Annotated in this window: 15 protein-coding genes; 11 read left to right on the plus strand and 4 right to left on the minus strand. The window is 70.3% G+C overall.

From position 1 onward, the window contains the following. The first annotated feature begins 144 nt into the window (after window positions 1–144). The 3 genes from sucC (at window position 145) to OHA68_RS19560 (ending at window position 4,060) form a co-directional block, all read left to right on the plus strand. The gene (gene sucC, locus OHA68_RS19550) at window positions 145–1,326 is read left to right on the plus strand and encodes an ADP-forming succinate--CoA ligase subunit beta (protein ID WP_189141133.1); all 1,182 of its coding nucleotides are present in this window, start codon (window positions 145–147) and stop codon (window positions 1,324–1,326) included. 3 nt (window positions 1,327–1,329) lie between these two features. Beyond that, window positions 1,330–2,205, plus strand: coding sequence for a succinate--CoA ligase subunit alpha (gene sucD / locus OHA68_RS19555; protein WP_189141132.1), 876 nt, complete (start codon window positions 1,330–1,332; stop codon window positions 2,203–2,205). Window positions 2,206–2,431: 226 nt separating this feature from the next. Further along, the gene (locus OHA68_RS19560; RefSeq protein ID WP_327108906.1) at window positions 2,432–4,060 is read left to right on the plus strand and encodes a cell division protein PerM; all 1,629 of its coding nucleotides are present in this window, start codon (window positions 2,432–2,434) and stop codon (window positions 4,058–4,060) included. A 27-nt stretch (window positions 4,061–4,087) separates the two neighbouring features. Here the strand turns inward: OHA68_RS19560 and OHA68_RS19565 are convergent, their stop codons facing one another. After that, a complete protein-coding gene (locus OHA68_RS19565; RefSeq protein ID WP_327108907.1) occupies window positions 4,088–4,507 on the minus strand; it encodes a hypothetical protein in 420 nt (139 codons plus the stop codon). A gap of 74 nt (window positions 4,508–4,581) precedes the next feature. Here OHA68_RS19565 and purN point away from each other — a divergent pair, with 74 nt between their 5' ends. The 3 genes from purN (at window position 4,582) to OHA68_RS19580 (ending at window position 7,060) form a co-directional block, all read left to right on the plus strand. Further along, window positions 4,582–5,211, plus strand: coding sequence for a phosphoribosylglycinamide formyltransferase (gene purN, locus OHA68_RS19570; RefSeq protein WP_189141130.1), 630 nt, complete (start codon window positions 4,582–4,584; stop codon window positions 5,209–5,211). After that, window positions 5,208–6,758 (plus strand): bifunctional phosphoribosylaminoimidazolecarboxamide formyltransferase/IMP cyclohydrolase, encoded by a 1,551-nt coding sequence (gene purH / locus OHA68_RS19575; protein WP_327108908.1) that lies wholly within the window; start codon window positions 5,208–5,210, stop codon window positions 6,756–6,758. Before purN ends, purH begins: the two co-directional genes overlap by 4 nt. Before the next feature lie 119 nt (window positions 6,759–6,877). Beyond that, window positions 6,878–7,060 carry a hypothetical protein gene (locus tag OHA68_RS19580; protein ID WP_189141467.1) on the plus strand — a complete coding sequence of 61 codons (183 nt, stop codon included), beginning with the start codon at window positions 6,878–6,880 and terminating at the stop codon, window positions 7,058–7,060. On the opposite strand, the gene OHA68_RS19585 is transcribed toward OHA68_RS19580, so the two are convergent. After that, complete coding sequence (locus tag OHA68_RS19585) at window positions 7,039–8,058, minus strand: ROK family protein (protein ID WP_327108909.1); 1,020 nt, start codon at window positions 8,056–8,058, stop codon at window positions 7,039–7,041. The two genes, OHA68_RS19580 and OHA68_RS19585, sit on opposite strands and share 22 nt — an antisense overlap. Before the next feature lie 446 nt (window positions 8,059–8,504). Here OHA68_RS19585 and OHA68_RS19590 point away from each other — a divergent pair, with 446 nt between their 5' ends. Continuing rightward, window positions 8,505–9,374 (plus strand): bifunctional methylenetetrahydrofolate dehydrogenase/methenyltetrahydrofolate cyclohydrolase, encoded by an 870-nt coding sequence (locus tag OHA68_RS19590; RefSeq protein ID WP_327108910.1) that lies wholly within the window; start codon window positions 8,505–8,507, stop codon window positions 9,372–9,374. Between the two features lie 44 nt (window positions 9,375–9,418). Here the strand turns inward: OHA68_RS19590 and OHA68_RS19595 are convergent, their stop codons facing one another. Continuing rightward, window positions 9,419–10,642 (minus strand): RNA-guided endonuclease InsQ/TnpB family protein, encoded by a 1,224-nt coding sequence (locus OHA68_RS19595; RefSeq protein WP_407674470.1) that lies wholly within the window; start codon window positions 10,640–10,642, stop codon window positions 9,419–9,421. A gap of 124 nt (window positions 10,643–10,766) precedes the next feature. Continuing rightward, a complete protein-coding gene (locus OHA68_RS19600) occupies window positions 10,767–12,401 on the minus strand; it encodes a thiamine pyrophosphate-dependent enzyme (RefSeq protein WP_327108912.1) in 1,635 nt (544 codons plus the stop codon). 101 nt (window positions 12,402–12,502) lie between these two features. Between OHA68_RS19600 and OHA68_RS19605 the strand changes: the two genes are divergently transcribed. The 4 genes from OHA68_RS19605 to OHA68_RS19620 all read left to right on the plus strand — a co-directional run bounded on the left by OHA68_RS19605 (window position 12,503) and on the right by OHA68_RS19620 (window position 14,945). Then, window positions 12,503–13,267, plus strand: coding sequence for an IclR family transcriptional regulator domain-containing protein (locus OHA68_RS19605; protein ID WP_327108913.1), 765 nt, complete (start codon window positions 12,503–12,505; stop codon window positions 13,265–13,267). 46 nt (window positions 13,268–13,313) lie between these two features. Further along, window positions 13,314–14,150 (plus strand): nucleotidyltransferase domain-containing protein, encoded by an 837-nt coding sequence (locus OHA68_RS19610; protein ID WP_327108914.1) that lies wholly within the window; start codon window positions 13,314–13,316, stop codon window positions 14,148–14,150. 106 nt (window positions 14,151–14,256) lie between these two features. After that, window positions 14,257–14,637, plus strand: coding sequence for a type II toxin-antitoxin system RelE/ParE family toxin (locus tag OHA68_RS19615; RefSeq protein WP_327108915.1), 381 nt, complete (start codon window positions 14,257–14,259; stop codon window positions 14,635–14,637). Continuing rightward, on the plus strand, window positions 14,637–14,945 hold the full coding sequence (locus tag OHA68_RS19620; RefSeq protein WP_327108916.1) for a helix-turn-helix domain-containing protein: 309 nt from the start codon (window positions 14,637–14,639) through the stop codon (window positions 14,943–14,945). The genes OHA68_RS19615 and OHA68_RS19620 overlap by 1 nt, the downstream gene beginning before the upstream one ends. Window positions 14,946–14,966 lie beyond the last annotated feature (21 nt).

A 14,966-nucleotide genomic window follows, 5' to 3' on the forward strand; every position in this document is an offset into this window, starting at 1 on the left:
TCACCGTCACATCGCGGCATATCGGCCACCCGATGACCTGGGAGGGTCAAGCTTGGGGCTAGGCTTCACTGGCGGAAACGCCCGGCATGCGCGGGGTAGCCCGGGCCGTCGAACATCAGTCGGATTAAGCAAGGACGGACCCTCGTGGACCTGTTCGAACATCAGGCGAAGGAGCTCTTCGCGGACTACGGCATTCCGGTGCCACGCGGCATCGTCGCTCACACCGTGGAGGAGGTGCGAGCGGCGGCGCAGGAGCTGACAGGGCGCGTTGTCGTCAAGGCTCAGGTAAAGACCGGCGGCCGTGGCAAGGCCGGCGGCGTCAAGGTGGCCGATGACGCGGCCGACGCCGTCGAGAAGGCGACCGCCATTCTCGGTATGGACATCAAGGGCCACACGGTGCACAAGGTGCTCGTGGAGGAGGCCAGCGCGATCGAGGAGGAATATTACTTCTCCTTCCTGCTCGACCGCGCGAACCGTACGTTCCTCGCGATCTGCTCGGCGGCCGGCGGCATGGACATCGAAGAGGTGGCCCACAGCGCTCCGGAGAAGGTCGCCAAGGTGCCGGTCTCGGCGCTGACCGGCGTCGACCGGGCCAAGGGGCGCGAGATCGCCCAGGCCGGCGGGCTGCCGGAGAAGTCGCTCGACGGCGCGGCCGAGCTCATCGAGAAGCTCTGGTGCGCCTTCGTGGACGAGGACGCCACGCTGGTCGAGGTCAACCCCATGATCCTGTCGGCCGACGGCGAGGTGAAGGCGCTGGACGGCAAGGTCACTCTTGACGACAACGCCGTCTTCCGCCAGCCGGACCACGAGGGTTACGCCGACAAGTCGGCCGAGGACCCTCTGGAGGCCGCGGCCAAGGCCAAGGACCTCAACTACGTCAAGCTCGACGGCGACGTCGGCATCATCGGCAACGGCGCGGGCCTGGTCATGTCCACGCTCGACGTGGTGGCCTACGCCGGCGAGGCCTTCCCGGGCAAGCCGTCCCCGGCCAACTTCCTCGACATCGGCGGCGGCGCCTCGGCCGAGGTGATGGCCGCGGGCCTGGAGATCATCATCTCCGACCCGTCGGTCAAGTCGATCTTCGTGAACGTCTTCGGCGGGATCACCGCCTGCGACGCCGTGGCCAACGGCATCGTCTCGGCGTTCAAGCTGCTGGAGAGCCGTGGCGAGGCGGTGACCCACCCGCTGGTGGTCCGCCTCGACGGCAACAACGCCCAGCTCGGGCGGCAGATTCTGGCTGACGCCGCACTCCCGCGGGTCGAGCTGGTGGACACGATGGACGACGCGGCCAAGCGGGTCGCCGAGCTCGCTTCGGTAGGTGTGTGAGTCATGGCCATCTGGCTGACGGAAAACAGCAAGATCATCGTTCAGGGCATGACCGGTGGCGAGGGCACCAAGCACACCCGGCGCATGCTCGCCTCCGGAGCCCGCGTGGTCGGCGGCGTCAACGCGCGCAAGGCCGGCACCACGCACGAGGGTCTGCCCGTGTTCGGCACGGTCAAGGAGGCCATCGAGAAGACGCGCGCCGACGTGTCGGTGGTGTTCGTGCCGCCGGCGTTCACCAAGGACGCCGTCAAGGAGGCCATCGACGCGGAGATCCCGCTCTGCGTGGTGATCACCGAGGGTGTGCCGGTCCACGACTCGACCGAGTTCTGGGCGTACGCGGTGTCCAAGGGCAACAAGACCCGCATCATCGGCCCCAACTGCCCCGGCATCGCCTCGCCGGGCGCGTCCAACGCCGGCATCATCCCCGCCGACATCACCACGGCCGGCCGCATCGGCCTGGTGTCCAAGTCCGGCACGCTGACCTACCAGCTCATGTACGAGCTGCGTGACTTCGGCTTCTCCACGGCCGTCGGCATCGGCGGCGACCCGGTCATCGGCACCACGCACATCGACGCCCTGCAGGCCTTCCAGGAGGACCCGGGCACCGACGCGATCGTGATGATCGGCGAGATCGGCGGCGACGCCGAGGAGCGGGCCGCCGCCTACATCGAGCAGTACGTCACCAAGCCGGTCGTCGCCTACGTCGCGGGCTTCACCGCGCCCGAGGGCAAGACCATGGGCCACGCGGGCGCGATCGTGTCGGGCTCCGCCGGCACCGCCCAGGCCAAGAAGGAGGCCCTGGAGAAGGTCGGCGTCCGCGTCGGCAAGACCCCCTCCGAGACGGCCCGGCTGATGCGCGAGGTCATGCAGTCGCGCTGACTCCATTCCCACGGTGAAGGCCCCGCCGGTGATCTCTCACCGCGCGGGGCTTTCCCTTTGGCGCCGGGCTTCCGTGCCCGAGAAGGTGCCGTACGGACTACGTACGGTGATTTAAGGTTCCTTAACCGTCGCCAGAGCCAGCTTTGATCTTGAAACGGCTCACAAAGTGGTCCAGGGCGGCGCGTCAACCAAGCGGTGGTCGGGAAAGATTGAGAAAATCACTGTTGTGACGGCGATACTCGACCAGCTGCGGGCCGCCCCTCGTTCGGTCCTCAGCAAACTCCCCGGGGTCTCGAGTGACGATGACGGGACACGCCGGCCGCTGCCCGTGTCCGGGATGCTCGCCGCCGCCTGCACGCTGGGCGTCGGGCTTGCCGTGCTCACCACGCTCACCCTGGTCGGCTGGATCGCCGCGCCGCGTGGCGCGCTGGGGTCCGGGCTGCCCGAGGTGTTCAGGACGGCCGCGCAGATCTGGCTGGCCGCGCACCACGCCGGGTTCGAGATGCCCGGCGGCAGGGTCGGATTGCTGCCGATCGGGTTGATGATCCTGCCGGCGTTGCTGCTGTACAAGGCGGGCCGCTGGATGGCCCGCGACGCCGACCTGCGGTTCCGGCTGCCCGCCAGGCTGCCCAAGAACAGCCCGCGGGAGAAGGCCAACGCCCGGCGGCGGGCCCAGCTCGTCCTGGTGGCCCAGGCCGGCGTGTCGCTGGCCGCGCCGTACGCGCTGCTGGCCGGGTTGATCGCGCTGGTCGCGCGCAACGAGATCACGCAGCCTTATATCGGTGAGGCGTTGCTCAGCCACTTCCTGCTGGCGTTCGTGGCGGGCGTGCTGGCCATCGCGCGCACGATCGGGCCCTGGCGGGCGATGCTGCGGCTGCTGCCGGAGCGGGTCCGGGCGCTGACCGTGGGCACGGCCGTGGCCACCACGATCCTGGTCGCGGCCGGGCTGGTGCTCGTGCTGGTGGCCGTGGTGATCCACTTCGACCAGGTGCGCGAGCTGACCGACGTGCTCGCCCCCGGGCTCGTCGGCGGCCTGCTGCTCGTGCTGGTGCAGGCCCTCTATTTGTTCAACGGGGTCATCTGGGCCTCTTCCTACATCGCCGGCCCGGGGTTCGCCGTCGGGGCCGACACTCTCGTCGCGCCCACGGGCGTGCAACTCGGCACGGTGCCCAGCCTGCCGCTGCTCGGCGCGCTACCCGAGAGCGGTCCGGTGTCGGGCTGGATGATGGCGGTGATCGCGCTGCCGTTCGCGGCGGGGATCGTGGCGGGCATCGTGGTCGCCAGAATGTCGCCTTCTCCCTCGTACGAGGCCGCGCCGTTGTGGGGTTTCCTGACCGGCGTCACGACGGGGCTGGTGACGGGGCTGCTCGCGGCGCTGTCCGGTGGCCCGATCGGCGGCGGGCGGCTGACGGCCGTCGGGCCGTCCCCGTGGGAGGTGGCCCTGTCGGTCGCCCTGGAGGTGGGCGTGGCCTCGGGCATCTCCGCCGGGGTGACGAACCTGCTGCTGCTCAACAAGCGGGCCCGGGTGCCGCTGGACAAGGCCGCGGTGCCGGTCCGCAAGGCGGGGGCGGCGATCGCCAGGGCGGCGAGCAAGGTGGGGCTGGCCGAGGCCGACGCCCGGCCGCTGCCGGGACACTGGATGGACGCCACCGAGGCCGACACCCAGGCGATCCCGGTCATCCGCGACGACTGGCAGGATGAGCACGCCTCGGCCGCGGCCGAGACGCTCTCCCAGGCCCGTCCGCGCCTGCCGCTGGACGAGTCCGTCCCGGTGCGCAAGGACATCGTGGACGAGTCCGACGATCGCGGCGGTCACGTCATCTACGTCGACCCCTACGCCTGGGACCGCGACTAGGGCCGGGCCTACGCCTGGGAACCGCGACTAGGGCCGGGTCGCTCCGATGAGGTCCAGCACGTCGGGGGGCAGCTTCTTCTGGGCCGCCTCCTTGAACTGAACGAAGCACTCGCCCTGGGATGACACGGTGCCCGCGCTCTTCATGCACTCCTGGTAGGCGGAGTTCTCGTTCATGAGATAGAGCTGCATGCCGGTGGTCGCGGCGGACAGCGCCAGCGCGACGGCCGCGACGGCGATGCCACCCGCGGTCACGCCGGTGGGCTTGCCCGCGGCTTTCAGCAGCGGGACCGCGCGGATCCCGGCCACGATCGCGAACAACGCCATCACCAGCCCGGCAGCGGGCAACATGAACGTCATGGCCAGCGCTGCGATGGACAACCAGATCGCTCGGCGGCCCGCGGACTCCGCGGGCTGCTGACCGGCCGGTGCTTGCACCGGTGTCGACACCTGACCTCCTCTGCGTCGCCAGGCGAGGAACAGATACGCTGGCAGCCCCACCACGGATCCCCATTGGAGTGTGCGTGTCTAAGGCTGGGCGGCTCGTCGTTCTCGTCTCCGGCTCTGGAACAAACCTACAGGCCCTGCTGGACGCTTCAGCCGATCCTTCCTACGGCGCCCAGGTGGTGGCCGTAGGGGCGGACCGGGAGGGCATCGAAGGTCTGGCCAGAGCTTCGCGGAGTGGAGTGCCCACTTTCGTCCACAAACTAGGTGATTATCCGTCTCGGCAGGAGTGGGATGCGGCGATCGCGGAAGAGATCGCCTCTTACAAGCCGGACCTCGTGGTCTCGGCCGGATTCATGAAAATTCTCGGCGCCCCGACGCTCGACGCCGTCCCCGTGCTCAACACCCACCCCGCGCTGCTGCCGTCCTTCCCCGGCGCGCATGGCGTGCGCGACGCGCTGGCGCACGGGGTCAAGGTGACCGGCTGCACCGTGATGCTGGCCGACGCGGGGGTCGACACCGGCCCGATCGTCGCCCAGGAGGCCGTGCCCGTGCTGCCCGACGACGACGAGGCGGAGCTGCACGAGCGCATCAAGACCGTCGAGCGTCGCCTGCTCGTCGACATCGTCGGCCGGCTGGCCCGGGAGGGCTGGACGGTCAGCGGACGCATCGTCCGCATAGGCAACCCATCAGGAGGGGAAAGCAAGTGACTCGCATCGCCATCCGGCGCGCGTTGATCGCCGTGTACGACAAGTCGGGGCTGGAGGAGCTGGCCAGGGCCCTCGACGGCGCGGGCGTGGAGATCGTGTCGACGGGCGGCACCGCGGCCGCCATCGCGTCCTACGGCATCCCGGTGACCAAGGTCGAGCAGCTCACCGGCTTCCCGGAGTGCCTCGACGGGCGGGTCAAGACCCTGCACCCGCGGGTGCACGCCGGGCTGCTGGCCGACCTCACCAAGCCGCACCACGTGGCGCAGCTCGACGAGCTGGAGATCGACCCGTTCCAGCTCGTCGTGGTCAACCTCTATCCCTTCCAGGAGACGGTGGCCTCGGGCGCGTCCGACGCGGAGTGCGTCGAGCAGATCGACATCGGCGGGCCCGCCATGATCCGCGGCGCCGCCAAGAACCACAGCACCTGCGCCGTGGTGGTCGACCCCGCCGGTTACGACGGCGTGCTGGCCGCCCTCGACCAGGGCGGTTTCACGCTGACCGAGCGCAGGCGGCTGGCCGGCGTCGCCTTCGCCCACAGTGCCTCCTACGACGTGGCCGTGGCGTCGTGGTTCGCCAGTGCGTACGCCACCGAAGAGGCGTCCAGCCCCTGGCCGGCCTTCATGGGCGCCGCCTGGCAGCGCAAGGCCGAGCTGCGCTACGGCGAGAACCCGCACCAGAGCGCCGCCCTCTACAGCTCCGGCGACGACGGGCTGGCCAATGCCGAGCAGCTGCACGGCAAGGAGATGTCCTACAACAACTACCTCGACGCCGACGCGGCGTGGCGGGCGGCCTGGGACTTCGCCGACCCGTGCGTGGCGATCATCAAGCACCAGAACCCGTGCGGCATCGCCGTCGGCGCCGACGTGGCCGAGGCCCACCGCAAGGCACATGCCTGCGACCCGGTCTCCGCCTACGGGGGCGTGATCGCGGTCAACGGCGCGGTCACGGCCGAGCTGGCCACGCAGATCGCCGAGGTGTTCACCGAAGTGGTGGTGGCCCCCTCCTACGACCCGGAGGCGCTGGCCGTACTCACGCAGAAGAAGAACCTTCGGCTGCTGGTCTGCCCGAGCGGGCCGGCCAACGCGGCCGAGTTCCGCCGGATCGACGGCGGGCTGCTCGTGCAGGAGACGGACCGGCTGCAGGCGCCGGGCGACGCGCCCGAGAGCTGGAGCCTCAAGGCGGGGGAGCCCGCCTCGCCGGAGCTGCTGGCCGATCTGGCCTTCGCCTGGCGGGCGGCCCGTGCGGTCAAGTCCAACGCGATCCTGCTGGCCGCCGACCGGGCCACGGTGGGCGTCGGCATGGGGCAGGTCAACCGGGTCGACTCCTGCCGGCTGGCGGTCACCCGGGCGGGAGAGCGGGCGGCGGGCTCGGTGGCGGCGTCGGACGCCTTCTTCCCGTTCCCCGACGGGCCGCAGGTGCTGGTCGAGGCGGGGGTCAAGGCCATCGTGCAGCCGGGCGGATCGGTGCGGGACCAGGAGGTCATCGAGGCTCTGGAGAAGGCCGGCGTCACCCTCTACTTCACCGGCACGCGCCACTTCTTCCACTGATCGACCGCGGGTGACCCGGCCGCTCCGGGTCACCCGCGCCACGGAAAAACGCCGCGAGCATTCCAACAGCAGGGTTACTCTTTACCCGCCGTTGCGCGTTTCTTCCCACGGAGTCCTATATGACCATGCTTGACGCAATCCTGCATGCCTTGCTCGCGGTGAACGGGTTCGCCACCAGCCCGTTCGTGCTCATCCTGCTGGCCTTCGCCGGGGCCTACCTCGGCGGACGCGTGGTCGAGTACATCCCGTTCACCCGCAGGATCATCGAGCGCCGCGAGGCTCAGGTCGCCGAGCGCGAGTAGTCCCAGGCCAGCTTGGCGGCTCCGGCGAGGCCGGCTCGCACTCCCAGGGTGGTCTGCTCCACCCGCACCGCCCGGACGAACGGCAGGCCGCCGATGTCGTCGAGTGCCCGTGCCAGCGGCTCGAACAGCACCGGCCCGGCCCCCGAGACGCCACCGCCGATGACGACCGTGCTCACCTCCGTGGCGGCGGCCGTGGCGGCGATCATCCCGGCCAGCGCCGTGGCGCCCCGCCCGAACGCGGCCACCGCGACCGGGTTCCCGGCCGCCGCGTCCTGAGCGAGCAGGCGCGCGTCGGCTCGCCCCGGTGCCGCTCCCGTGCCGCCGGACGTCATGTCGCGCGGTGGGGCCGCTTCGGCCTTCCCCGGCGCCGCTCCCGTGCCGCCGGACGCCCTGTCGCGTGGTGGGGCCGCCTCGGCCGGGGTCCAGCCGTTCTCCAGGGCCCAGCGGACCATGTTCGGGCCGCTGGAGTAACGCTCCACGCAGCCGCGCCCGCCGCACTCACAGCGCTCGCCGTACGGGTCGACCGTCATGTGGCCCACATGGCCGGCGTTGCCGGTGGGGCCCAGCAGCGGCCGGCCGCCGATCACCAGGCCGCCGCCGATGCCCGTGGACACCACGATGCCGAGCAGTGCCGCGCTGCCCCGGCCGGCGCCCAGCCAGTGCTCGCCGAGCGCCATGCACTGGGCGTCACCGGCGAGGACCGTGGGCAGACCGGTCAGCTCGCGCACCTGGTCACGCAGTGGGAAGCCGCGCCAGCTCGGCAGGTTCACCGGGCTGACCGTGCCGGCGGCCAGGTCCAGCGGCCCGGCGCAGCCGATCCCGGTGGCGCTTGGCTCGGGCCCGCCCTCGGACACCTCCTTGATCAGGGTGGCGAGCGAGGCCATGACGTCCTCGCGCGGGGTGGGGCGGGTGGCGGAGCGCAGTACGGAGCCTTCCTCGTCCACCAGTGCGGCGGCGAGCTTGGTTCCTCCGATGTCGATGGCGAGTACGTGAGTCATCAGTGTCCGTGGTGGTTGTCGGGCTCCACGGACGGCAGGCGAGCGGACAAGGTCACCCCTCGATGAGCGAGATGCTGGCGTCCGTCACACTATGCCGTCGAAAGACCGATGACAACGATGTCAATTTGTGGCTCAGATCACCCTCTATGACCACTTGACCGGCCCACCTCGCGCACGTAACGGCGCCGCGCCCGCTCCACCGGGGAACCGTTCCCCTGGACAGACCTCAGCCACTTACGGTGACTGGGCCCTCCCGGGCCGGCCGTAAAGGATGTCCTGGACGGCGGGGTCAGTGATCAGAGAGATCGATCTGCGGGGCGGGCGATCTGAAAGATCGTCCTGTACGGCGAGGCGGCGATCACAGAGATCACCTTTTATGGCGGGGTGGCGATCACAGGGGGAGGGCGATTGCTGGGAGGCGTGGTGGGTCGTGAAAGGATCGGCGCATGAGCGCAGTGAGACTCGACGGCAAGGCGACCGCCGCAAAGACCAAGGCAGACCTAGCGACCCGGGTGGCCGCGCTCAAGGAGCGGGGCATCACGCCGGGCCTGGGCACCGTGCTGGTGGGCGATGACCCCGGCAGCCAGATCTACGTGGCGGGCAAGCACCGCGACTGCGCCGAGGTGGGCATCTCCTCGATCCGCGTCGACCTGCCGGAGACCGCCTCGCAGGCCGACGTCGAGGCCGCCATCGACGAGCTCAACGCCTCCCCCGAGTGCACCGGCTACATCGTCCAGCTCCCGCTGCCCAGGCACCTGGACACCATGGCCCTGCTGGAGCGGATGGACCCGGCCAAGGACGCCGACGGCCTGCACCCGATCAACCTCGGCCGCCTCGTCCACATGGTCGACGCGCCGCTGCCCTGCACGCCGCACGGGATCGTGCTGCTCCTTCAGGAGTACGGCGTGCCGATCAAGGGCGCCGAGGTGGCCGTGGTCGGTCGCGGCATCACCGTGGGCCGTTCCCTCGGTCTGCTGCTCACCCGGCGCAGCGAGAACGCCACCGTGACCCTCTGCCACACCGGCACCCAGGACCTGGCCGGTCACGTACGCCGTGCGGACATCGTGGTAGCGGCGGCGGGCGTGCCGCACCTGATCACTCCCGAGATGGTCAAGCCCGGCGCGGCCGTGCTCGACGTGGGCGTCTCCCGCGTCGACGGCAAGATCGCCGGTGACGTGGCGCCCGGCGTGGACCAGGTGGCCGGCTTCCTCACCCCCAACCCCGGTGGTGTCGGCCCGATGACCCGCGCCCTGCTGCTGTCCAACGTGGTCGAGGCCGCCGAGCGCGGTTCTCAGGCGTCAGCTTCTCAGCCCTGAAGGGACCGAGCTTGCAACTCCTTGCCGTCGATGGCTTCGACGGTTCAGGCCGCGTCGTCGGCAGCGTGACTCACTGCCCAGTCCGCGACGCCGCGGGTGGCGATGTTGCGGGCCGCGTTGACGTCGGCGTGCTCAGCGAAGCCGCACGACGTGCAGGAGAAGGTGGATTGGCTGGGCCGGTTGTGGCGGTCGGTGTGCCCGCAGGCCGAGCACTGCCGGCTGGTGTAGGCCGGGTCGACGTGGATCACGGCGACCCCGGCCCGGCGGGCCTTGTAGGCGATGAAGCTTCCGAGCTGGTGGAAACTCCATGAGTGCAGGGTGACCCGCTGGGGCTTGCGGAGCCGTACCCGGTCACGGATGCCCTGGAGGTCTTCCAGGGCGATCCCGTGGCCGGTGCGCTGGGCCTCGGTCACGATGCGTTTGGCGATCACATGGTTGGTATCGGCGGCGAACCGCGCTTCTTTGCGGCGGCGCTTCTTCAGCAGCCGTTTCGCGGACTTGGTGGCTTTGGCCTGCAGCCGGCGGCGTAGTTCCCGGTGGCGGTGGCGGACCGCGTTCAGTTTCGCGCCGTTGTAGCGGGCCGCGCCGGGCCCGGCACCCGCGGCGGGAGTTGCGGCACCGATGGGAGTTGTGGCGGGGCAGGTGGTGGCGATGTTGGCGATGCCCAGATCAACGCCGAGAAACCCGTCGGGCTCGCGGAGCGGCGCCTCGGGGATCTCGATGGTGGCCAGCAGGAACCACATGCCGTCACGGGACAGCAGATCGGACTCGCCGCGGCGGTGCTTCCGTAGTTGCGCCAACTGGGCGGCCGAGCCGGTGAACGCCACATTCTTTGCCCGGCCGCTGCTGGTCCAGATCGAGATCGTCCGCGCGTCGTGGTCCCAGGACAGGCAGCGGTCGTCGAACGGCTGGGCCGCCAGCGGGCGGAAGCTGATCGGTTTCGATTCCGCTTTGAGCCTGCGCGGCGAGTTGGCCGGGCCGTAGGTGCCGTTACGCAGATTGGCCCGCAGGGCGGTGTAGGCGTCGGCGACCTTTTTGATCGTGTGCTGGGCGGGCTGGGACCCCAGGCCGAAGGCGGCCCGGACCTGACCGTAGGTCACCCGGCGCAGGTCACGCCCCGCATGGATCTTGCGGGCGAACGCGATCTCAGACACCTCGTTGGCGGCCCGGTTGACCGCGCGCAGGGTCGCTTCCAAGGCCGCCGCCTGCTCAGGCGTGGGCAGAAGTCTCACCTGCACCACCAGTTTCACAATCGCACACACTGCCATTCGGTCCACTCACCGCGAGAGGAACCCAGCCCCGAGATCCGCAGCTGAGCCGCGCACCAGGGCCGACCGTCACAGCACCGCTCGGGCCTGGCGGCCCTCCCGCGCTGCCGTTTCCTCCCGGGCGTCAACGCCCGGGGTTCCACGCCAGATCACGCTGAAAATCGGGATCCACGCTCACGCTGACGTCGAGCAGGAGGGGTTCGCGGCGGGCGGCCAGCGTGGGCAGCACGTCGTCCAGGGCGGCGGTCAGCTCGCCGTGGTCGTTGATCCGGATGGCCTCGCAGCCCAGCGCCCTGGCCATCCCGGCCATGCTGACCTCGTCGAACGCCGGCCAGGGCGCCTTACCGCCGTGCTGCTCCGCCAGCCGGTCCATCACCGCGTAGCGCCCGTTCGCCAGCACCACGAACAGCGTTCCGACGCGGTAGTGGGCCGCGCTCCACAGGGCCTGCACGCCGCAGAGCGCGGCCCCGTCGCCCACGACCGCCACGACCGGCCGGTCGGGCAGCGCCATCCGCAACCCCACGGCCGCCGGCAGCGCGAACCCCAGCCCGCCCATCGCCGCGGACACGAACCCGAGCGGGTTGCGGGCGGGCAGCAGCTTGTGCAGATCGGGCCGCGATGACGGCGTCTCCTCGACGAGCACCACGTCCTCGGGGAGCCGCGCGGCCAACTCCCGCAACACCCGCACGGGCCGCAACGGCCCGTCCGGCACGGGTTCGGCGCGCGACACGGCGGGTCCAGGCTCCTGAGACGGGAAGTGTGGGCCGGGTCCGGGTTCGCGGGGTGGGACGAGCTGGGCCAGGCGCGCGCACACCTGGTCCGGACGGGCGAGGTAGGCCAGCTCGGCCGGGCTCCGATGCGCCTCGGCGGGGTCGTCGGTGACCAGCGCGATCGTGGTGCCGGGCTCGACCAGCGGGCCGGGTTCGTACCCGTACTGCCGGAAGACCGGCGCGCCCACGGTCAGCACCACGTCATGCTCCGCCAGCGCCGCCCGCAGCCGTGGCCGGTCGGCGGGCAGCACGCCCACGTACAGCGGATGATCCTGCGGGAACCCGGCCCGCGCCCCGAAGCTCTCCTGCCAGACCGGGCACCCCAGCCGCTCGGCCAGCGCCACCAGCGAGTCCCAGCCGTCACAGGCGCCCGCGCCGGTGACGATCGCCGGGGCGCGGGCGCCCGCCAGCAGCTCGACCAGCGGTGCCAGGTCGGCGTCCGGCACCGAGACCGGGCGGAGCAGTCTGGCGGGCGCGGTCACGGTCTCGCCTTCGTACGGCGCCGCCCAGTCGTCCATCGGCACCACCACCAGGGCCGGCCCGGCGAAGGTGGTGGCCTGGTGGAAGGCTCGGGCGACGGCGCCGGGGACGTCCTGGGCGCGTACCGGATGGTCGGTGTGCACGGGGTAGTCACCGGCCAGCCCCGCCAGCCGCCCGGCGAGGAACGGCTCCTGCGCCAGGTGCCTGCGGTCCTGCTGGCCCACCAGGATGACCATCGGCACCCGGTTCGCCCGAGCGGTGGCGATCGCCCCGACGGCGTTGCCGAGGCCGGCGGTGGTGTGCAGCACGGCGAGCGCGGGCGCGTCGTGGCCGATGGCCCAGCCGGTGGCCATCCCGATCACCGACCCCTCGTGCAGGGCGAGCACGAAGTCGAGGTCGTCGGGCAGCCCTGTCAGCAGGCTGATCTCGGTGGAGCCCGGGTTGCAGAAGATCGTGGTCATCCCGGTGTGCCTGAGCACCTCGAATGTCGCGTCCCTGACCGTGTGCACGATGTCCCCTTGTTCACTATGCGGACAACTATTCACATGTCGAACAGTCCCGTATGGTAAGGACGCTATGCCGTTGTCGGGCTATGTTGTCAAGGAATCCGATGGTTGATCACGTTCAGTCGCTGGCCAGGGGCCTGGCCGTGATCCGCGCGTTCAGCGCCACCACGCCGGCCCTCACCCTGAGCGAGGTGGCCCGCGAGACCGGTCTCACCCGGGCGACGGCCAGACGGTTCCTGCTGACGCTGGTCGAGCTGGGGTACATGCGCAGCGACGGCCGACTGTTCACGCTCACGCCCCGCGTCCTGGAGCTCGGGTACGCCTACCTGTCCGGCCTCTCGCTCCCCGAGGTCGCCGCCCCGCACCTGGAACGCCTGGCGGCCGAGGTCCACGAGTCGACCTCGGTCGCGGTGCTCGACGGCGAGGACGTGGTGTACGTGGCCCGGGTGGCGACGGCCCGCATCATGCGGGTGACGATCAGCATCGGCACTCGGTTCCCCGCGTACTGCACCTCCATGGGCCGCGTCCTGCTGGCCGCCCTCCCACCACCCGCCCTGGACCACTACCTCTCCCAGGCCGACCTGCGCCCCCTCACCTCACGCACCCTCACCTCCCCCACAGCCCTGCGCACCGAACTCGACCAGGTACGCACACACGGCTGGTCGATGGTGGACCAGGAACTGGAGGAAGGCCTGCGCTCCCTGGCGGTACGCATCCGGAACCGCTCCGGCGCGACCGTGGCCGCCCTGAACGTCTCCACCCACGCCAGCCGTACGACCTTGCAGCACGCCAGACGCGAGCTCCTACCCCTGCTGCAGACAACGGCGGCCCGCATCGAAGCCGACCTGTCCGCTCAGACCCGCGCGTGACCTTCGGCCGTCATCCCCCGGCTCCGTATTCCGGATCGCCCTGTGTGTGATCGGATACGTTCCCGTGGATGATGTTTTGCTGAGAGCGCTCGCGCAGCGGATGGTGGCGATTCCCGGGGTGGTGGCGGTGGTGCTCGGCGGTAGCCGGGCCCGTGGTACGCACCGCCCGGATTCGGACATCGATCTGGGTCTGTACTACCGAGGTGACCTGGATGTACCTGCGCTGCGGGCGCTGGCCGTACAGGAGGCCGGCGAGCAGGCTGAGCTGACCGTGCCGGGCGGCTGGGGGCCATGGGTCGACGGCGGTGGCTGGCTGACCATCGACGGCCGGCGAGTTGACTGGATCTACCGGGATCTGGATCGGGTCCACCGTATCTGGGCCGACTGTCAGGAAGGCCGCTACGAAGTCGGCTCGCAGGCCGGACATCCGCTGGGGTTCTACTCCCATGCCTATGCTGGCGAGGTGGCGCTGTGCCGGGTGCTGGCCGATCCGAGTGGAAAGCTCACCGATCTGCGGCAGGGTGTCCGCGCCTACCCTGAGCCGCTGGGTGCCGCGCTGGTGAACGGGCTGTGGGAGGCGCACTTCGCCGTGACGCTGGCCCGGTACGGGGCGGTCGGCTCCGACCCCGTCTATGCGGCCGGCTGCCTGTTCCGCGCCATCGGCGTCGCCTGCCAGGCCCTGCACGGTCACGCGGGCCAGTGGCTGATCAACGAGAAGGGCATGGTGGCCTCGGCCGACCGGCTGCCCGCGGCCCCGCAGGATTTCGCCACGCGGGCGCGGAGGCTGCTCGGTCACGTGGGCGAGTCGACAGAGCAGATCGAGCATTCCGTGGCAGCCGCGGCCGCCCTGATAGGCGAGGTGCAATCAGTAGTCAGCCGCTGACTCCGATCCGTTCTCGGCCGCCCTTCCGGACTGTCCTCGAGCGGCGCCGTACCGAGCTAGCGGCTTCGGACTGTTCTTGTGCGGCTACCCTGAGTGATGGCCTTGGATGGAGGACTATCGCGTGCTTGATCTGTACGGGTTCGAAATAGAACGGGAAGTCCGCGAGTGGCTCGAAAATTTGAGTGCCAGCGACTTCAAACGGGTCGACGAGGTAGCCGGTTTGCTGGCGGAGAAGGGCACTGAACTAGGCGGTCCATGGTCCGATCACCTGGAGGGGCCGGTCTGGGAGCTGCGCGTCCGGTTGCGTGATGTGGCGGCCAGGGTTACATACTGGTGTGCTACGGATAGGACGATCGTGTTGCTCACGGTTTTCCGTAAGACGAAGCAGCATGATCAGCGGCAGATCGACCGGGCGGTTCGGGCGCAGAAGATCTGTGAACGCGACCATTGGAGACCGGCAACCGAGACGTATGAGAGGCAGGTGTGATGGCTGGCTACCACACCCGCTGGGTGCGCCCGGAGCCTGAGGCCGACGACCCCGAGCGGATCGCGATCCGTGAGGCGCTCGCTTTCGGCAAGGCCTTGTACGACAGGCGTACCGATCTAGGGTTGAGCACTGAGGAGCTGGCTCGGCGGGCAGGGATGACGCAGGACGAGATCGAGTGCATCGAGGAGGGTGGCACCGCTCCCACGATCGCCTTGCTGCGGAGCCTTGCGGCGGCGCTGAACGCGGACGTGCGGTTGACCTCGGGCCATGATCTCGGCTCGATGTGGTTCGAGGCCCACGCCGCCTGATGGGTCACCGCGACCATTCTG

The sequence above is a fragment of the Nonomuraea glycinis genome, from assembly GCF_035920485.1.
GTDB classification, from domain to species: Bacteria; Actinomycetota; Actinomycetes; order Streptosporangiales; family Streptosporangiaceae; genus Nonomuraea; species Nonomuraea glycinis.

Bases quoted from the DNA above. Each gene is read 5' to 3' on its own strand.
- sucD (WP_189141132.1), top strand. From the start codon at position 1,330: ATGGCCATCTGGCTGACGGAAAACAGCAAGATCATCGTTCAGGGCATG.
- OHA68_RS19580 (WP_189141467.1), top strand. From the start codon at position 6,878: ATGACCATGCTTGACGCAATCCTGCATGCCTTGCTCGCGGTGAACGGG.
- OHA68_RS19585 (WP_327108909.1), bottom strand. From the start codon at position 8,058: ATGACTCACGTACTCGCCATCGACATCGGAGGAACCAAGCTCGCCGCC.
- OHA68_RS19590 (WP_327108910.1), top strand. From the start codon at position 8,505: ATGAGCGCAGTGAGACTCGACGGCAAGGCGACCGCCGCAAAGACCAAG.
- OHA68_RS19595 (WP_407674470.1), bottom strand. From the start codon at position 10,642: ATGGCAGTGTGTGCGATTGTGAAACTGGTGGTGCAGGTGAGACTTCTG.
- OHA68_RS19605 (WP_327108913.1), top strand. From the start codon at position 12,503: ATGGTTGATCACGTTCAGTCGCTGGCCAGGGGCCTGGCCGTGATCCGC.
- OHA68_RS19615 (WP_327108915.1), top strand. From the start codon at position 14,257: ATGGAGGACTATCGCGTGCTTGATCTGTACGGGTTCGAAATAGAACGG.
- OHA68_RS19620 (WP_327108916.1), top strand. From the start codon at position 14,637: ATGGCTGGCTACCACACCCGCTGGGTGCGCCCGGAGCCTGAGGCCGAC.